A 16140-nucleotide genomic window follows, 5' to 3' on the forward strand; every position below is an offset into this window, starting at 1 on the left:
GCGGGACTGGGAGGGCGGTCGAGCACCGCCGCAGGGCCGCCCGCGCCGCGGGAGGACGGAGTCCAGCGGACCTCGACGGCGCCGCTAGAACGGCGTGGTGGCCTTGCCGGGAATGCCTCTGCAACGTCGCTCCGCCTGCGCCGGTGAGATCGCATGACAGGGCGGGCGCGTCTGCGGGCGATCCGGCGCAGGCCCACCCCGCCGCACCGAAAAGAGTTCACTGAACGACGACCGTGTGGGAGTGACGCGTGCAACGCAACACTGAGGTGGACGTGCTCGTCATCGGTGCCGGCCCGGTCGGCATGACGGCGGCGGCGGTGCTGGCCGAGTACGGAGTTCGGCTGCGGATCGTCGACCGGCGTCCTGGACCGGACTCCGGCACCCGCTGCACGAACCTGTGGCCGGCCACCCTGGACGCGATGGCGTTCATGGGGCTGGACGTCGGGGAGCTGCTGGAACGCTCGCAGCCGATGCGCCACAAGGTCTTCCACCTGGGCGAGGACTCGTTCTCCTCGGACCTGACCGAGTACGGGGCGGTGTCCCCGGTGCCGCTGACGCAGAGCCAGGACGTCGTCGACGCCATGCTGACGGCGCGGCTGGAACGGTTCGGCGTCGCGATCGAGTACGGGGTCGAGGCGTGCCGGGTGGACCCGGACGACGACGGCGTGACGGTCGTGCTGCGGCCGGCCGGCCCGGCCTCCGACGCCCCCGCCGAGCGGGTGCGGGCGGGCTGGCTGGTGGCCGCCCAGGGCATGGGCACGGGCGCCGAGGAGCTGCTGGGCGTGCGCCGGACCGTGCGCAGCTTCCCCGGGGTGCGCATCCTGCACGCGGACGCCCGGCTCGAGAACCGCGACGGCATCGGCCCCGACGAGGAGCACATCTATCTGGCCGCCTCGCGGAGCGCCGGGCTGGTGCCGCTGCCGGGCGGCCTGCACCGGCTGTTCCTGATGGAGCCGGATCCGGCCGGCGGGGAGCGGCCCGGCGCACGGGAGATCGTCTCCGCGGTCGCCCGGGTGAGCGGACTGCCGCTGACGGCGGTGGAGCCGGCCTGCCCCTGGTGGGCCCGGCCGGAGAGCCGGATCGCCGAGACCTTCCGCCTCGGGCGGGTCCTGCTGGCGGGCGGATCGGCCACGGCGCTGCCGCTGACCGTCCACGGCATGAACAACGGGATGCAGGACGCCTTCAACCTCGCCTGGAAGCTGGGCATGGTCGTGCGCGGGCTCGGCGACGAGGTGCTGCTGGACTCCTACACCGTCGAGCGCAGGCGGGTGGCGCGGAAGCTGGTCGAGGTGACCGAGCGGGTGCTGGGCATGGGCACCAGCGAGGACTCGCAGGCCACGCACGGCCCCCGGATCAGGCAGGGCCGGGTGGACATGCGCACCCAGCCGTCGGTCACCTACCGGCAGAGCCCGCTGTCGCAGGACCAGGGACGTCCCGGCGGGCCCCAGGCGGGCGACCCGATGCCGGGCCTGCTCGACCTCGCCGCCGGGACCCGTCCGTGCTGCACCGAGTGGACGCTGCTGGTCCCCCGTGACTCCGCCGGCGCGCCGCCGGTGCCGCTGGCGGAACTGCGGGCCCTGGCCGACAAGTACGCCGCGGTGCGCCTGCGGCTCACCGAACCCGGGTCGACGGTTCACCTGGTGCGGCCGGACGGTCACATCGCGTTCCGTGGCCCGGTCGACGATCCGGCCGCGCTGGCCGGATATGCCGCGCGCTTTCTGCGCTGATCAGCAGATACGCCTGCCGGCGGGTCCCCGTCAGGGGTTTCCCGCATTGCGCCGGCATGCCCAATAATCGGGTATCCGGTGTCCGGACTTCGGCTGGCCGGATCTGGTCAGTGTCCAGTGATTGAACACTCAATTTACGCCAAGTGGCGAGAACGGGTTTGTCGAAGTATCTTAGGTCTTTCTTGTGTTTCAGGACCGTTACGCGCGTTGCGGGGTGCGCGCCACCCGGGGCGGTCAGGCTTTGTGCGAGAGGGCCTCTCACCATCAGTTCGGTGCTCTGCGTGCATGTTCGGTGTCAAACCGTGCAGTGCCCACTGTCAGGGCAAACAGTATGTAGGCTGTCTATAAGAGCAGCAAACCGCTTTGGTGGATATCTGCCAGCGGCGATGACGGGTCTGGACGAGTGAGATTAGACGTTGTCTAATGTTGCCCGAGACGGTGAATTGGCACAAACGGCACCAAGGGGGCGCTGTGCGGTCGGTGAATCCCGGACGACGAAGAGTGAATGCCCGCTCGGCAGGGCGGTTTGGGCATGCGGTAATGAACAATGCCGCCGACCTGCGGGAAGGTGCGGCATGAGATTCCGAGTACTCGGCCCCCTCGAGGTCATCGGGCCGGAGGGGGACCGCACCCCGTCGGCGCCCAAAGTGCGCGAGGTCCTGGCGCTGCTGCTGCTGCACCAGGGCCATATCGTGCGGAGCCGGACGCTCATCGACGAGCTGTGGGGCGAGAACCCGCCGCCGAGCGCGCTGGCCACCCTGCAGACCTACATCTACAAGCTGCGCAAGGTGCTGGCCGCCGACCCGTCGAACGAGACGCTGCGGACCAAGGCCTACGGCTATGTCATGACGGTCTCGCCGGAGGACCTGGACCACTGCCGGTTCGAGCGGCTGCTCGAGGAGGGCCAGGCCGCCTTCGACGGCGGCGAGCCGGAGCGGGCCTCCCGGATCCTCGGCCAGGCGCTGGCGCTGTGGCGCGGCCCGGCGCTGGCCGACGTCGACACCGGCCCGATCCTGTCGGCGGAGGTCACCAGGCTCGAGGAGCGCCGGCTGCGGGCGCTGGAGGTGCGGATCGACGCCGATCTGCAGCTCGGCCGGCACCAGGAGCTGATCAGCGAGCTGAAGACGCTCACCACGGCGCATCCGCTGCACGAGGTCTTCCACGCCAAGCTGATGCTGGCGCTGCAGGGCGCCGGACGGCGCTACGAGGCCCTGGACGTGTACCGCAGGCTGCGCGACACGCTGGTGGAGAACCTGGGCCTGGAGCCGTCGGCCTCGCTGGTCAAGCTCCACCAGTCGCTGCTGTCGTCGGACTGGACCCCCGAGCCGCCGATGCGCCGCACCGCGGTGATGACGGCTCCGCGGGAGCACCAGCCCGCGGAGCCGGACGCGGCCGCCCGGTCCCTGCCTCCTGGGGAGCGGCGTCCCCGGGAGGAGTCCCGCCCCGAGCCGCAGGCCCCGCACGCGGGCGGGGTGTCCTCGCTCACCCGGGTCCCGCCCGCCCAGCTTCCCCCGGACATCGAGGACTTCACCGGCCGGGAGGACATCCTGGACCGGCTCTCCCGGCACCTGCTGGCCGAGGACGACCGCGACTCCGTCCGGGTCGCGAGCATCGTGGGCATGGCGGGGGTCGGCAAGACGGCCCTGGCGGTGCGGCTGGCCCACCGGATCAGCCGGCACTTCCCCGACGGGCAGCTGTACGCGGACCTGGGCGGGATGACCGACCGGCCGGCCAGCCCCGCCGACGTGCTCCAGCAGTTCCTGCGGGCGGCCGGCTTCCCCGCCGAGGAGATCCCCGCGTCGGTCGACGAGCGCGCCAAGCAGTTCCGCACCTGGGCGGCCGGCCGCCGGCTGCTGGTGGTGCTCGACGACGCCGTCAGTTCCGCCGAGGTCACCCGGCTGCTGCCCGGCTCGCCGGGCTGCGCCGTCATCGTCACCGGCCGCGGCCACGGCCTGCCCTCCTCGTGCACGGTGGCGCTCGACGTGCTGAGCTTCGAGCAGGCCATGGAGCTGCTGGGCCGGATCGTGGGGCAGTGGCGGGTGCAGATGGAACGGGCGACGGCGGCCCGGATCGTCACCATGTGCGGCATGCTGCCGCTGGCGCTGCGGGTCGCCGGGATGCGCCTGGCGGCCAGGCCGTCCTGGCCGCTGGAGAAGTTCGCCGAGGAGCTGGCCGACCCGACCACCCGGCTGAACGCGCTGCGCATCGGCGACCTGGATCTGCGGGCCGCCTACGACGCCACCTACCGGCGCATCGGCGACCGGGAGAAGTCGATCTTCCAGCTGCTGGCGCTGCTGCCCACCGGCGCCTTCTCCGCCGACCAGGCGGCCACCCTGCTGGGCTGCGACCGCGCCGCGGCCGAGGCCGTGCTCGGGCGGCTGGTGGAAAGCCACCTGCTGCGGGTCGTGCGGCAGACGCCGGATGGACCGCTGTACTACGAGTTCCCGGAGCTGAGCCGGATCTACGCGCGGGAACGGCTGGAGCAGCTGATCTCGGGGCACTCCACCGGCCCGTCCGCCGGCCCCGGGCCGTACCGCCCGCAGGTCCCCGCCGCGGGACCGGACGGCAGGGGCCGCAACGGCGTCGCCCCGCACCCGGTCATTCCGCTGAGCCCCGTGCTGGACCGGCCACGGCCCCTGGTGTCGGTGGAACGCTGCGACGGCGAGCCAGAACGTTCCAGGGAACGGCAGGCGACCCCGGTGGCGGCCCGGCCGCAGGGCTGACCGGATCGGACGGCGTGACACCCACCGTGGATAGCCCGCGTCTCCACGGTGGCACCGCTCGAGGCGGCTTCGGCGCCGTCTCCTTCCCCGGGCGCACCGGGGAGGGAGACGGCGCCGATCCGTTGCGGGCGGCGTTCAGTCCCGCGGTTTGAACAGCTGGGAGATGCACCGCATGGTGCTCTTCTGGAACGTCGCCACGAACCCCTCCACGGTGTCGGTGTCGCGCGGGCCGGCCAGGTAGGGCTTGAGCCTGCGCTCCACCTCCTGGACCCCGGGCTGCGTCGCCATGAAGCGGGCGACGGCCTCCAGCTCGCCCTGGTACTCGATGAAGCGGACCATCGTGTCGTCCTGGATGAACAGCGCGGTTCCCAGCACCCGGGCCACCTCCCGGCCCGACTCGTCCCGCACCGCCGGGTCGCTGACGCGCTTGAAGTCGGTGAAGATCTCGGCGATCTCGTCCTCGCATCCGGGCTTGATGTCGTAGGTGATGGCTGCGAAGGGCATCGTGCACTCCTGGAAGGTCGCTGGTGTCGGAAGAGGTCAGGACCGCAGGCGCACCGGGAGCTCGGCCAGGCCGCGGATGATGAGGTTGTCCCGGTAGCGCAGGGTGTCGGTGGTCGTCTCGACGTGCCTCAGCCGCCGGGTGATCGTGGCGAAGGCGATGGCGCCCTCCAGCCGGGCCAGCGGGGCGCCGAGGCAGTAGTGGATGCCGCCGTCGAAGGACAGGTGCCGGTTGCCCATCCGGCCCAGGTCGAGGCGGTCGGGGTCGGGGAAGACCTCCGGGTCGCGGTTGGCGGCGCCGCGCAGGATCACCACCTGCTCGCCCGCCGCGATCGGATGCCCGTTGACGTCGGCGTCGGTCAGCGCGGTGCGCCGGGACATCTGCGTGGGCGGGTCGTAGCGCAGCAGCTCCTCCACGGCGGACTCGGCCAGCCCCGGGGAGGTGCGCAGCCGGTGGAACTGGTCGGGGTTGCGCGACAGCGCCAGGGTGCCGTTGCCGAGCAGGTCGGTGGTGGTCTCGTGGCCGGCCACGTACAGCAGGATGCAGGTGGTCAGCAGCTCGGCCTCGGTGAGCCGCTCGCCGTCCTCGTGCACCGTCACCAGGTTGGTCAGCAGGTCGTCGGCCGGCCTGCGGCGGCGCTCGGCGACCAGCTCGCGGAAGTAGTCGTCGAACCGGGCGAAGGCCTCGTCGCGCGCCCGCTTGTCCTCCTCCGACAGCCGGAAGTCGGGGTCCACGCTGCGCGCGACGATGTGCGACAGCTCGCGCACGGCGTCCCGGTCGGCGGCCGGGACGCCCAGCATCTCGCTGATCACGGTGACCGGCAGCGGGTAGGCGAACGCCTCCATGAAGTCGACCTCGCCGGCGTCGATCATCTCGTCGAGCATCTGGTCGACCAGTTCCTGGATGCGCGGCGCCAGCCGGCGGACGGTCCGGGGCGTGAACGCCTTGTTGACCAGCGACCGCAGCCGGGTGTGCTCCGGCGGGTCCAGCAGGATGAACGGCCGGGCGCGGCCCTCCACGGGCTTGCGGAAGGTGTTCTCGCGCAGCAGGTCCGGCGATCCGTGGCCGAACCGGTCGTCGCGCAGCACCGCGGTGCAGTCCCGGTACCGGCTCAGCAGCCAGTGGCCGAGGGGGTTGCGGTAGATCGGCGCGCGCTCGCGGAGCCGGTGGTAGTAGGGGTAGGGGTCGGCGCGATAGGCGGGATCGAAGGGGTTGAAGTCGATCTCCGGGGCCGTGGTCTCCGTCATCGGTGCTCCTCGGGGGGTCACATCAGGGTGACCGCGGCGCTGTTGACGCACAGCGCCGCGATGGCCAGGGCGGTGCGCAGCAGATGCCAGGAACGCCACAGCGGCCGCGGGTCCTGCCAGTCGGCCGGGATCGTCTCGGGGGTCAGCGCGCGCATCCGCTTGTTGATCGGCACGTTGCACAGGTGGGACACCACCGACACGCCCAGCAGCAGGACCGCCGCGGTCAGGAACAGCCAGCGGACCGTCCCCTGGACGGTCGCCGCGAGCGTCAGATCCAGCAGCGTCGAGCCGAGGACGATGATCGGCATCGTCGGATCCCAGTTCCGGCCCAGCAGTTTGTGCGCGTAGATGTAGCGGTCCGGCGGCATGGCCATCAGCGCGGGCAGCGTGCTGAGCGCTACTGCGAACAGCACGCCCGCGACCAGCCCGCTGCCGATCAGGACCGAGGCTCCCAGCATTCCGGTCATCGGAGGTCTCCCGGGTCGGCGAGGGGTGCTCGGGACGGCCGGGCGGCCGTCACGGGAGCATCGTGGGCGCCGGTGCTCGAGGAGTTCTGGGGGCTCGGTGGTCCGGGCCGCGGCGACCCCCGGGGGAACCGGGTCCGTGCAATACTGTGTCTGTCTACATGTAGCCTGGCATGCTATTGGAGCAGACATGACCTACGAACGAGGGCCGGCCTCCGGCTCGGCCCTGGCGCGGGTGCGGCCGCTGTGGGCGGCGCTGGCGGTGGTGGGCGCCGCGGCGCTGGTCGGCCTGGAGTGGCTGGTGTCCTGGCTGACCCGTGACGAGGGCGAGCCGACCACGACCTTCGTGCTCGGCCTGGCGGCGGTGCTGCTGGCCGCGGCCTGGCTGGTGCTGCTGCCCGGCCCCGCCGGCCGGATCGGGGTCAGCGTGCCGCTGGTCTTCGCGGTGCTGCGGGCGTTCGACGGCATCGGCGACGGCGATGCGGCGGTCCGCGTCATCTGCGTGCTCGAGGTCGTCGCGTGCATCGCGGCGGCGGTCCTGGTCTGGCTGTCGCAGTCGAGACCGCGAGCCTGAACCCCCGGACCCGGCCCCCAGCGCGGCTCCAGCGTCCCGCCATCCGGTGACGGCCGTGCCGCGCCACGATCCGAGATGCGGTCGCGCACGGGCGCGACCGGCGCATGGACCGACGGCTGGGAGGCTGAATGAGCCGGGAACTGTGGTTGCGCCGCCTTCGCCCGGCGCCGGAGGCCGGCGTGCGGCTGGTGTGCTTCCCCTACGCCGGGGGATCGGCCGTCATGTACCGCGGCCTGGCGGACCGGTTGTGGCCCGCCGTCGAGGTGCTGGCGGTGCAGTATCCGGGCCGGCAGGACCGCCGCCGCGAGGCGCTCGTCCACGACATCGGCGAGCTCGCCGACCGGATCGCCCCGCACGTCCCGGTGGACGCGGACCTCGCGTTCTTCGGGCACAGCATGGGGGCCGTGGTCGGCTACGAGGTGGCCCGGCGCCTGGAGCGCGAGGCCGGCGTCGTCCTCCGTGAACTGTTCGCGTCCGGCCGCCGCGCCCCGTCCCGGGCGCGCCCGGCGTTGCGGCCGCGCGACGAGGAGGAGTTCGTCGGCTGGCTCATCACCCTGGGCGGCGCCGGCGCCGGACTGCTGAACGACCCGGAGATGCGCGCGCTGTTCCTGCCGGTGCTGCAGGCCGACCACGGCGCGATCGAGGCGTACCGGCATTCCCCCGGACCCGTGCTGAACTGCCCGATCACGGTGCTGACCGGCGAGTCGGACCCGCTGACGACCCTGGAGGAGGCCCGGGACTGGGCCCGGCACACCACGGCCGGCACCGAGGTCCGCGTCTTCGCCGGCGGCCACTTCTTCATCGAGAGCGATCCGCAGGGCGTCGCCGACGTCGTACTGGAACGCCTGACCCGGCTCCGGGCACGGCTCGCGGACTCGTGATCGAGCGGATCCTGCCGCCGAGCGCGGCGGCCGTCTGCGTGTACGGCGACGTCCCCGACGCCTTCCTGTTCCCCGAGGAGGAGGCGATGGTGCGCCGCGCGGTGGAGCGGCGGCGCCGGGAGTTCGCGTCCGTCCGCTGGTGCGCGCGGCGGGCGCTGGCCGACCTGGGCGAGCCCCCCGGGCCGATCCTGCGCGGGGAGCGCGGGGCGCCCCGCTGGCCGCACGGCGTCGTCGGCAGCATGACCCACTGCGAGGGCTACCGGGCGGCGGCCGTGGCGAGGGCCGGCGACGTGCGCGCGATCGGCATCGACGCCGAGCCGCACCTGCCGCTCCCCGAAGGGGTCCTGGAGAGCGTCGCGCGCCCGGAGGAACACGGCGCGCTGGGCATGACCGGACCCGGCGTGCACGCCGACCGGCTGCTGTTCAGCGCGAAGGAGGCCGTCTACAAGGCGTGGTTCCCGCTCACCGGGCGGTGGCTGGGCTTCGAGCAGGCCTCCGTCACGTTCGCTCCGGACGGGACGTTCACCGCCCGCCTCCTGGCCCCCGACCCTCCGCTGCCGGTCTTCCACGGGCGCTGGGCGGTCGACGGCGGCCTGATCGCCACCGCCGTCACGATCCTCCCGCAGGACGGGGCCGCCCGCGGCTGAGCCCGCGGGCGGCCCCGCCGCCGTCAGGAGGAGCCCTCCAGCCAGTACCGGCCGTGCTGGAACGCGTACGTCGGCAGGTCGACCAGGCGGCCCGTGAGCAGCGGCGACCAGTCGACGCGCGCGGCGGTGACGGTGTGCACCCGGGCGAGGTCGGTGACGAACCGGCGATCCCGGAGGCTCAGCTCGACCAGGACGTGGTCGTCGAGCCGCCCGGCCGCGTCGGCCGGGTGCACCGTGATCCCGGACGGCGTCTTCCCGGCGGGAAGCTCCGGGCGGCGCTCGGCGCCCCGGCGGCGCGCGACGACCAGTTCGGCGGCCTCCCGCAGGGGCAGCACGCCGGCGAGATGGGCGGCGGCGATCTCTCCGACACCGTGGCCGAGGACCGCGTCCGGGCGGACGCCGTGCGCGCGCCACATCCCCGCCAGGGCGACCAGGACGGCGAAGTGCCGCAGGTCGTCGCGTTCCTCCGCGGACGGCTCCGCCCCGGCGACGACGTCGCGGCAGGCGTCGAATCCGGCGCGGAAGGACTCCGCGGACTCCCGGAACCGGGCGATGTCGTCGTCGGCGGGCCCGTCCCCGGACCGGTCGGGCAGGACGAAGGCGATCCTGCGCCGCCGGTCCGGGGTTCCGGCGCACACGCCGGGCGCGGCGGCGTCCTTGGCCAGGGCGGCCAGCCCCTGCAGCAGCTCCTCGCGGTCCTCGCCCACCACCACGGCGCGGTGCCGGAAGGTCGCCCGCGTGACCGCCAGGGAACGGGCGATCCCGCGCAGGTCCGCGTCCGGGCGGTCCTGCAGATGGTCGTGCAGCCGCCGCGCCTGGTCGCGCAGCGCCTCGGGGCTCTTGGCCGACAGCGGCAGCGGCACGGTCGCCGGGAAGGCCGGTGCGGGTGCGGGCGCGGCGTCCGGAACGGGCGGGGCCTGCTCGAGGATGACATGGGCGTTGGTGCCGCTGAGCCCGAACGCCGACACCGCCGCCCGCCGCGGCCGCCCGGTGTCCGGCCAGGCGACGGGCTCGGTGAGCAGCCGCACCGCGCCCGCGCTCCAGTCGACCTGCCCGGTGGGCTCGGTGACGTGCAGCGTCCGGGGCAGCGTGCCGTGCGCCATCGCCAGCACCATTTTGATCACGCCGGCGACCCCGGCGGCGGCCTGGGCGTGCCCGATGTTGGACTTGACCGTCCCCAGCCACAGCGGCCGCTCGCGGTCCCTGCCGTAGACGGACATCAGGGCGTGCACCTCGATGGGGTCGCCGAGGGACGTGGCGGTGCCGTGCCCGTCGACGGCGTCGACGTCGGCGGGGGACAGTCCGGCGGCGGCCAGCGCCTGCTCGATGAGCCGCCGCTGGGCGGGACCGTTCGGCGCGGTGAGCCCGTTGCTGGCGCCGTCCTGGTTGACGGCCGAGCCGCGGAGCAGCGCCAGCACCGGATGCCCGTTGCGGCGGGCGTCCGACAGCCGTTCCAGCAGCAGCACGCCCGCGCCTTCGCCCCAGCCCGTTCCGGCCGCGTCGGCGGAGAACGCCCGGCACCGGCCGTCGGGGGACAGCCCGCCCCGGCGGCCGAACTCGCGGAACAGGGTCGGGGTGGCCAGCACGGTGGCGCCACCGGCCAGGGCCAGCTCGCACTCGCCGCTGCGCAGCGACTGCGCCGCCAGGTGGAGGGCGACGAGCGAGGACGAGCAGGCGGTGTCGACGGTGATGGCCGGGCCCTGCAGCCCGAGGGCGTAGGAGATCCGCCCGGAGGCGACGCTGGCGGTGTTGCCGGTGATGACGTGCCCGTCCGGGACGGCGGAGGGATCCCGCAGGTACGCGCGGGCGCCGTAGTCGTTGTTCATGATCCCGGCGAAGACGCCGGTGCGGCTGCCGCGCAGCCCGGCGGGGTCGATCCGGGCGCGTTCGACGGCCTCCCAGGACAGCTCCAGCAGCAGCCGCTGCTGGGGGTCCATGGCCAGGGCCTCCTCCGGAGAGATCTTGAAGAACGCGGGGTCGAAGGCGGCGGGGTCGTCCAGGAAGCCGCCCCCCGAACCCGGCAGCTCCTCCACCCGGTCCCAGCCGCGGTCGGCGGGGAACGCGCCGATGGCGTCACGGCCCTCGGCGACCAGCTCCCACAACTGCTCGGGAGTGCCGACCCCGCCGGGGAAGCGGCAGCTCATGCCGATGATCGCGATGGGGTCGTCGGCGACGGCGGGGGCGGCGGAGGCCGGGACGGGCCGGTCGGCCTCCGCGACGTTCCCGGCGGTGTCCCCGGAGATCTCCCGGCACAGGTACGCGGCCAGCGCGTCCGGGGTCGGATGGTCGAACACGACGGTGGAGGGCAGCCGCCGCCCGCACGCCGCGCCCAGCCGGTTGCGCAGCTCCATGGCCGACAGGGAGTCCAGGCCCATCTCCTGGAACGCCTGCTCGCGTTCGATCCGGTCGGCGCCGGAGTGGCCGAGCACCACGGCGGCGGTCTCGCGCACCAGGTCCAGCGCGGCCTCGTGCCGTTCCGCCTCCGGCAGCCCGAGCAGGCGCCGCGCCCACCCGGCCGGGTCACCGCCGGCGGCCCGGCGGCGGGCCCGCGCGGGGACCAGCTCGCGCAGCACGGCGGGGGGACCGTCCGGTCCGGCCTGCGCGCGCAGCGCGGGCAGGTTCCAGCGGACGCAGGTCACGGTGGGCTCGCCGGAGCGCAGCGCGGCGTCGAAGAGGGCCAGTCCTTCGGCGGAGCCCAGCGGCTCGACCCCGGCACGGCTCAGCCGGGCCCGGTCGGCGTCGGCCAGCCCGCCGGTCATGGCCCCCTTCTCCGCCCACAGGCCCCAGGCCAGGGAGACGGCGGGCAGCCCGGCGGCGCGGCGGTGCTCGGCGAGCGCGTCGAGGAAGACGTTGGCGGCGGCGTAGTTGCCCTGCCCGCCGCTGCCCAGCACACCGGCCAGCGACGAGTACAGCACGAAGAACCGCAGGTCCAGGTCCCGGGTCAGCTCGTGCAGATGCCAGGCGCCGGCCGCCTTGGCGGCGAAGACCCGGGCGATGCGGCCGGGGCCGAGCGAGGTGACGACGCCGTCGTCGAGGACGCCGGCGGTGTGCACGACCCCGACGAGCGGGTGCTCGGGCGGAACGGACTCCAGCAGCTCCGCCAGCCGCGCGCGGTCCGCGCCGTCGCAGGCGGCGACGACCGCCTCGGCGCCCAGCCCGGCCAGCTCGGCGACCAGCTCGGCGGCGCCCGCCGCGGCCGGACCCCGCCGGCTGGTCAGCAGCAGCCGCCGCACACCGTGCCGTTCGACCAGATGGCGGGCGATCAGCGAGCCGAGCGCGCCGGTCCCTCCGGTGACGAGCACCGTCCCGTTCCCCGCCGGGGACTCGGAGCCGTCCGGCGGGGGAGCGGCGGAACGCACCAGCCGGGGCACGTACGCCCTGCCCCGGCGCAGGGCGAGCTGCGGCTCACCGGAGGCCAGCGCCGCGGCCACCGCCTCGCGGGAGACGTCGCCCTCGTCGACGTCCAGCAGGACGATGCGGTCGGGATGCTCGGTCTGGGCGGAACGGATCAGCCCCCACACCGGGGCCGAGCCGAGGTCCGGTGACTCGTCCGCGTCGACCGCGACCGCGCCCGTGGTGACGAAGACCAGCGGGGCCTGGCCGGGGAGCCGCTCCTGCAACGCCTGCAGGGCGTCGCAGACCGCGGCCTGCGCCGCCTCGGCGTCCGCGCCCCCGGCCGGGACGGCGACGATGTCGGCCTCGGCGGAGCGTGCGTCCGCGGCGGGCAGCTCGGTCGGCCTCCACCGCAGGTGGTACAGGACGCCGGGGGCTCCGGCGGAGACCGTCTGCGCGGCGCTGATCGGCCGTACGCCGAGCGCCTCCACGGTGGCGACGGGCGCGCCGTCCCGATCGGCGAGGTGAACGGTCACCGTGTCGCCGTCGAGGGCGGCGCGGACCCGCAGCTCGGTGGCGCCCGTGGCGTGCAGCGCGACACCGGACCACGAGTAGGGGACCCGCAGGTCGGAGGCGTCGTGCGCGGCGGCGTGCAGGGCGGCGTCGAGGAGGGCGGGATGCAGCCCGTGGCCCTCGGCGTCCACGTCCTCCGGCAGCCGCACCTCCGCGTACACGTCGGCGCCGTTCCGCCAGGCCGCGGTGACCCCCCGGAAGGCGGGACCGTAGCCCAGGCCCAGATCTTCGAGCCTGGCGTAAAGGTCGGCGACGTCGAGCGGCTCGGAACCGGGCGGCGGCCACGCGCCCGCCATCGCGGGGGGCTCCGGCCCGGCCTCGACGCCGAGGACTCCGGTGGCGTGGCACGTCCACGGCGCGTCCTCGGCCCCGGCCGGACGGGAGTGAACGGTGATGCCGCGCCGGCCCGCCTCGTCCGGCGCCGCGACGGAGATCTGCAACCGGACCTGATCGGCGGGGCCGAGCATGAGCGGCGCCTGCAGGGTCAGTTCCTCCACGCGCGGGGCGCCCGCCAGCCCGCCCGCGTGCAGGGCCAGCTCGACCAGCGCCGCGCCGGGCAGCATGACGGCGCCGTGCACCGCGTGGTCGGCCAGCCAGGGCGTCTGCTCCACGCTGATCCGCCCGGTCAGCAGCAGCCCGCCGTCGTCGGCGTCCTCGACCACGGCGCCCAGCAGCGGATGCCGTGCCGGATCCAGCCCCGCCGAGGCGACGTCCCCGGAACCGGCCGACGGATCGAGCCAGTAGCGGGTTCGCTGGAAGGGATAGGTGGGGAGCGCGGTGTGCTCTCCGGGGGTGAGCCGCCGCCAGTCGATGGCGGCGGTGCTGGTGGTGTGGAGTTCGGCGAGGGCTTCCAGGAACCGGTGCGCGGAAGGCCGCTTGGGATTCTGCAGGGGGATGACGTTCGCGGTGTCGAGGGTCTGCTCGGTGAGAGCGGCGAGCGTGGGCCTGGGGGTGATCTCGAGGTAGTGGGCGACGCCGTTCTCGTGGAGGGTCTGGACGCCCTGCCGGTAGTGGACCGTGCGGCGGATGTGGTCGGTCCAGTACTGCGGGGCGGTGATCTGGCCGGGGTCGGCGATCTGCCCGGTCAGGTTGGAGATCAGGGGGATCCGGGGCGGGTGGTAGGTGAGGGCCGCGGCGACGTCGTGGAACTCGTCGAGGACGCCGTCCATGTGCGCGGAGTGGAAGGCGTGGTGGACGCGCAGCGGCGTGGTGCGGATGCCCTGCTCGCCGAGTCGTCCGGCGAGGGCCTCCAGGGTGCCGGGGTCACCGGACAGGACGGTGTTGGCCGGGGAGTTGACGGCGGCGACGGCCACGTCCGGGGACCGGTCGAGGAACGGGGCCAGGGCCTCGGACGAGGCGTGGACGGCCAGCATGGCGCCGGGCGGGGTGCCGTGCATCAGCCGGGCGCGGGCGGCGACCAGGCGTGCGGCGTCCGGGAGGGACCAGACCCCGGCCAGGTACGCGGCCGACAGTTCGCCCAGGGAGTGGCCGATGAGCAGGTCGGGATGGACGCCGAGGTGCTCCAGCAGGCGGTGGCAGGCGACGTGGAAGGCGAACAGGGCCGGCTGGGTGTAGCGGGTCTGGTCCAGCAACGTCCCGTCGTCGTCGAACAGCAGCGGCTTGATCGGCCGGTCCAGATGCGGCTCCAGGTGCGCGGCGACCTCGTTGATCGCCTCCGCGAAGACCGGGAAGGCGTGGTAGAGGTCGCGTCCCATGCCCGGATGCTGGCTGCCCTGCCCGGAGAACAGGAAGGCCACCTTCCCCGGCCGGGCGACGCCGTGGGCGACGCCGTCGCCGGCACGGCCGTCGGCGGCGGCCTCCAAAGCCTCCGCCAGGGAATCGTGGTCATGGGCGAGCACGACGGCGCGATGGGCGAATGCCGGACGGCGGGCCAACGTGTGCGCGATGTCCGCGAGCGGAACGTCGCCGTTGTCCCGTACGTGGTCCAGCAGCCGCCGGGCCTGGTCGCGGACGGCCTGGCCGGTCTTGCCGGACAGCAGGACCGGCAGCGGCATCGACGGGGAGGGCCGCTCCCGTGCCGGGGAGGGCTCGGCGGCGGGGGCCTCTTCGATGATGAGGTGGGCGTTGGTGCCGCTGATCCCGAAGGACGACACCGCCGCGCGCCGGGGGCGCTCCTCGTCGCGGGGCCAGGGGACGGGTTCGCTGAGGAGGCGGACGTCTCCGGCGTCCCAGTCGATGTGGGGGCTGGGTTCGTCGGCGTGCAGGGTGCGCGGCAGCAGTTCGTGCCGCATCGCCATGATCATCTTGATCATCCCGGCGACGCCCGCCGCGGCCTGGGTGTGGCCGATGTTGGACTTCACCGAGCCCAGCCACAACGGCCGGTCACGGTCCTGCCCGTAGGCGGCCTGCAGGGCGTGGACTTCGATCGGGTCGCCGAGGGTGGTGCCGGTGCCGTGCCCCTCGACCGCGTCGATGTCGGCGGGCCGCAGGCGGGCGGAGGCCAGGGCCTGCCGGATCACCCGCTGCTGGGCCATGCCGTTCGGCGCCGTCAGCCGGCTGCTGGCGCCGTCCTGGTTGACCGCGCTGCCCGCCAGGACGGCCAGGACGGGATGACCGTGGCGCTTGGCGTCCGACAGGCGTTCCAGCAGCAGCACGCCGACGCCCTCGGCCCAGCCGGTGCCGTCGGCCGCCGCCGAGTACGCCTTGCACCGCCCGTCCGCCGACAGTCCCCGCTGCCTGCTGAACTCCACGAAGCTGCCGGGGTCGGACATCACCGTCACTCCGCCGGCCAGCGCGAGCGTGCACTCGCCGTTGCGCAGCGCCTGCACCGCCAGATGCACCGCCACCAGCGACGAGGAGCAGGCCGTGTCCACCGTGACCGCCGGGCCCTCGAACCCGAACGTGTAGGCCACCCGCCCGGAGGCGACGCTGCCCGCGCTGCCGGCGGTCAGATATCCCTCGACCTCCTCGGGCGCCGGCCGCAGCCGGGAGGCGTAGTCGCCGTACATCACCCCGGCGAACACGCCCGTCGGGCTGCCGCGCAGGGACGACGGGTCGATCCCCGCCCGCTCCAGCGCCTCCCAGGAGGTCTCCAGCAGCAGCCGCTGCTGCGGATCCATCGCCAGCGCCTCACGCGGGCTGATCCCGAAGAACTCCGCGTCGAAGTACGCGGCCTCGTGCAGGAACCCGCCGTGCCGGGTGTAGCTCTTGCCGGGACGCTCCGGATCCGGGTCGTACAGGCCGTCCACGTCCCAGCCCCGGTCGGCGGGGAACCCGGTGATGGCGTCGGCGCCCGAGACCACCAGGTCCCACAGGTCCTCCGGGGACTCGACGCCGCCCGGGTAGCGGCAGCCGATCGCGACGATCGCGATCGGCTCCCGGGAGGCCGACTCGACCTCCCGGAGCCGTTCCCGGGTCACCTTGAGGTCGGCCGTGACCCGCTTGAGGTAGTCGCGGAGTCTGTCCTCGTTCGCCATGCGGTGTGCTCTCCTCGCAGGTGGACGCCGGG

General features: G+C 74.2%; 9 protein-coding genes. 5 read left to right on the top strand and 4 right to left on the bottom strand.

All coding sequences use genetic code 11. The features are described 5' to 3' along the window. Positions 1–248 precede the first annotated feature (248 nt). Together HNR21_RS22105 and HNR21_RS22110 are read left to right on the top strand one after the other, a co-directional pair. Positions 249–1727, top strand: a complete 1479-nt coding sequence (locus tag HNR21_RS22105; protein ID WP_182706699.1) for an FAD-dependent monooxygenase — start codon at positions 249–251, stop codon at positions 1725–1727. Between the two features lie 575 nt (positions 1728–2302). Continuing rightward, the gene (locus tag HNR21_RS22110; RefSeq protein ID WP_182706700.1) at positions 2303–4450 is read left to right on the top strand and encodes an AfsR/SARP family transcriptional regulator; all 2148 of its coding nucleotides are present in this window, start codon (positions 2303–2305) and stop codon (positions 4448–4450) included. A 135-nt stretch (positions 4451–4585) separates the two neighbouring features. On the opposite strand, the gene HNR21_RS22115 is transcribed toward HNR21_RS22110, so the two are convergent. Genes HNR21_RS22115 through HNR21_RS22125 form a run of 3 tightly spaced genes read right to left on the bottom strand, consistent with a single transcriptional unit; the run spans position 4586 to position 6666 of the window. Further along, positions 4586–4954 (bottom strand): SchA/CurD-like domain-containing protein, encoded by a 369-nt coding sequence (locus tag HNR21_RS22115; protein WP_182706701.1) that lies wholly within the window; start codon positions 4952–4954, stop codon positions 4586–4588. Positions 4955–4990: 36 nt separating this feature from the next. Next, positions 4991–6199, bottom strand: coding sequence for a cytochrome P450 (locus tag HNR21_RS22120; protein ID WP_182706702.1), 1209 nt, complete (start codon positions 6197–6199; stop codon positions 4991–4993). Between the two features lie 17 nt (positions 6200–6216). Next, the gene (locus HNR21_RS22125; protein ID WP_119730356.1) at positions 6217–6666 is read right to left on the bottom strand and encodes an anthrone oxygenase family protein; all 450 of its coding nucleotides are present in this window, start codon (positions 6664–6666) and stop codon (positions 6217–6219) included. Between the two features lie 187 nt (positions 6667–6853). On the opposite strand from HNR21_RS22125, the gene HNR21_RS22130 reads away from it, so the two are divergent. The 3 genes from HNR21_RS22130 to HNR21_RS22140 all read left to right on the top strand — a co-directional run bounded on the left by HNR21_RS22130 (position 6854) and on the right by HNR21_RS22140 (position 8765). Beyond that, complete coding sequence (locus HNR21_RS22130) at positions 6854–7237, top strand: hypothetical protein (protein WP_182706703.1); 384 nt, start codon at positions 6854–6856, stop codon at positions 7235–7237. 128 nt (positions 7238–7365) lie between these two features. Beyond that, on the top strand, positions 7366–8118 hold the full coding sequence (locus HNR21_RS22135; RefSeq protein WP_182706704.1) for a thioesterase II family protein: 753 nt from the start codon (positions 7366–7368) through the stop codon (positions 8116–8118). Continuing rightward, positions 8115–8765 (top strand): 4'-phosphopantetheinyl transferase family protein, encoded by a 651-nt coding sequence (locus tag HNR21_RS22140; RefSeq protein ID WP_312881157.1) that lies wholly within the window; start codon positions 8115–8117, stop codon positions 8763–8765. Before HNR21_RS22135 ends, HNR21_RS22140 begins: the two co-directional genes overlap by 4 nt. Positions 8766–8788: 23 nt before the next feature. Here the strand turns inward: HNR21_RS22140 and HNR21_RS22145 are convergent, their stop codons facing one another. Next, the gene (locus HNR21_RS22145; protein WP_182706705.1) at positions 8789–16108 is read right to left on the bottom strand and encodes a type I polyketide synthase; all 7320 of its coding nucleotides are present in this window, start codon (positions 16106–16108) and stop codon (positions 8789–8791) included. Positions 16109–16140: the final 32 nt, after the last annotated feature.

The organism is Thermomonospora cellulosilytica (assembly GCF_014138835.1).
Lineage (GTDB): Bacteria > Actinomycetota > Actinomycetes > Streptosporangiales > Streptosporangiaceae > Thermomonospora > Thermomonospora amylolytica.

Bases quoted from the DNA above. Each gene is read 5' to 3' on its own strand.
- HNR21_RS22115 (WP_182706701.1), bottom strand. From the start codon at position 4,954: ATGCCCTTCGCAGCCATCACCTACGACATCAAGCCCGGATGCGAGGAC.
- HNR21_RS22145 (WP_182706705.1), bottom strand. From the start codon at position 16,108: ATGGCGAACGAGGACAGACTCCGCGACTACCTCAAGCGGGTCACGGCC.
- HNR21_RS22130 (WP_182706703.1), top strand. From the start codon at position 6,854: ATGACCTACGAACGAGGGCCGGCCTCCGGCTCGGCCCTGGCGCGGGTG.
- HNR21_RS22125 (WP_119730356.1), bottom strand. From the start codon at position 6,666: ATGACCGGAATGCTGGGAGCCTCGGTCCTGATCGGCAGCGGGCTGGTC.
- HNR21_RS22135 (WP_182706704.1), top strand. From the start codon at position 7,366: ATGAGCCGGGAACTGTGGTTGCGCCGCCTTCGCCCGGCGCCGGAGGCC.
- HNR21_RS22120 (WP_182706702.1), bottom strand. From the start codon at position 6,199: ATGACGGAGACCACGGCCCCGGAGATCGACTTCAACCCCTTCGATCCC.
- HNR21_RS22110 (WP_182706700.1), top strand. From the start codon at position 2,303: ATGAGATTCCGAGTACTCGGCCCCCTCGAGGTCATCGGGCCGGAGGGG.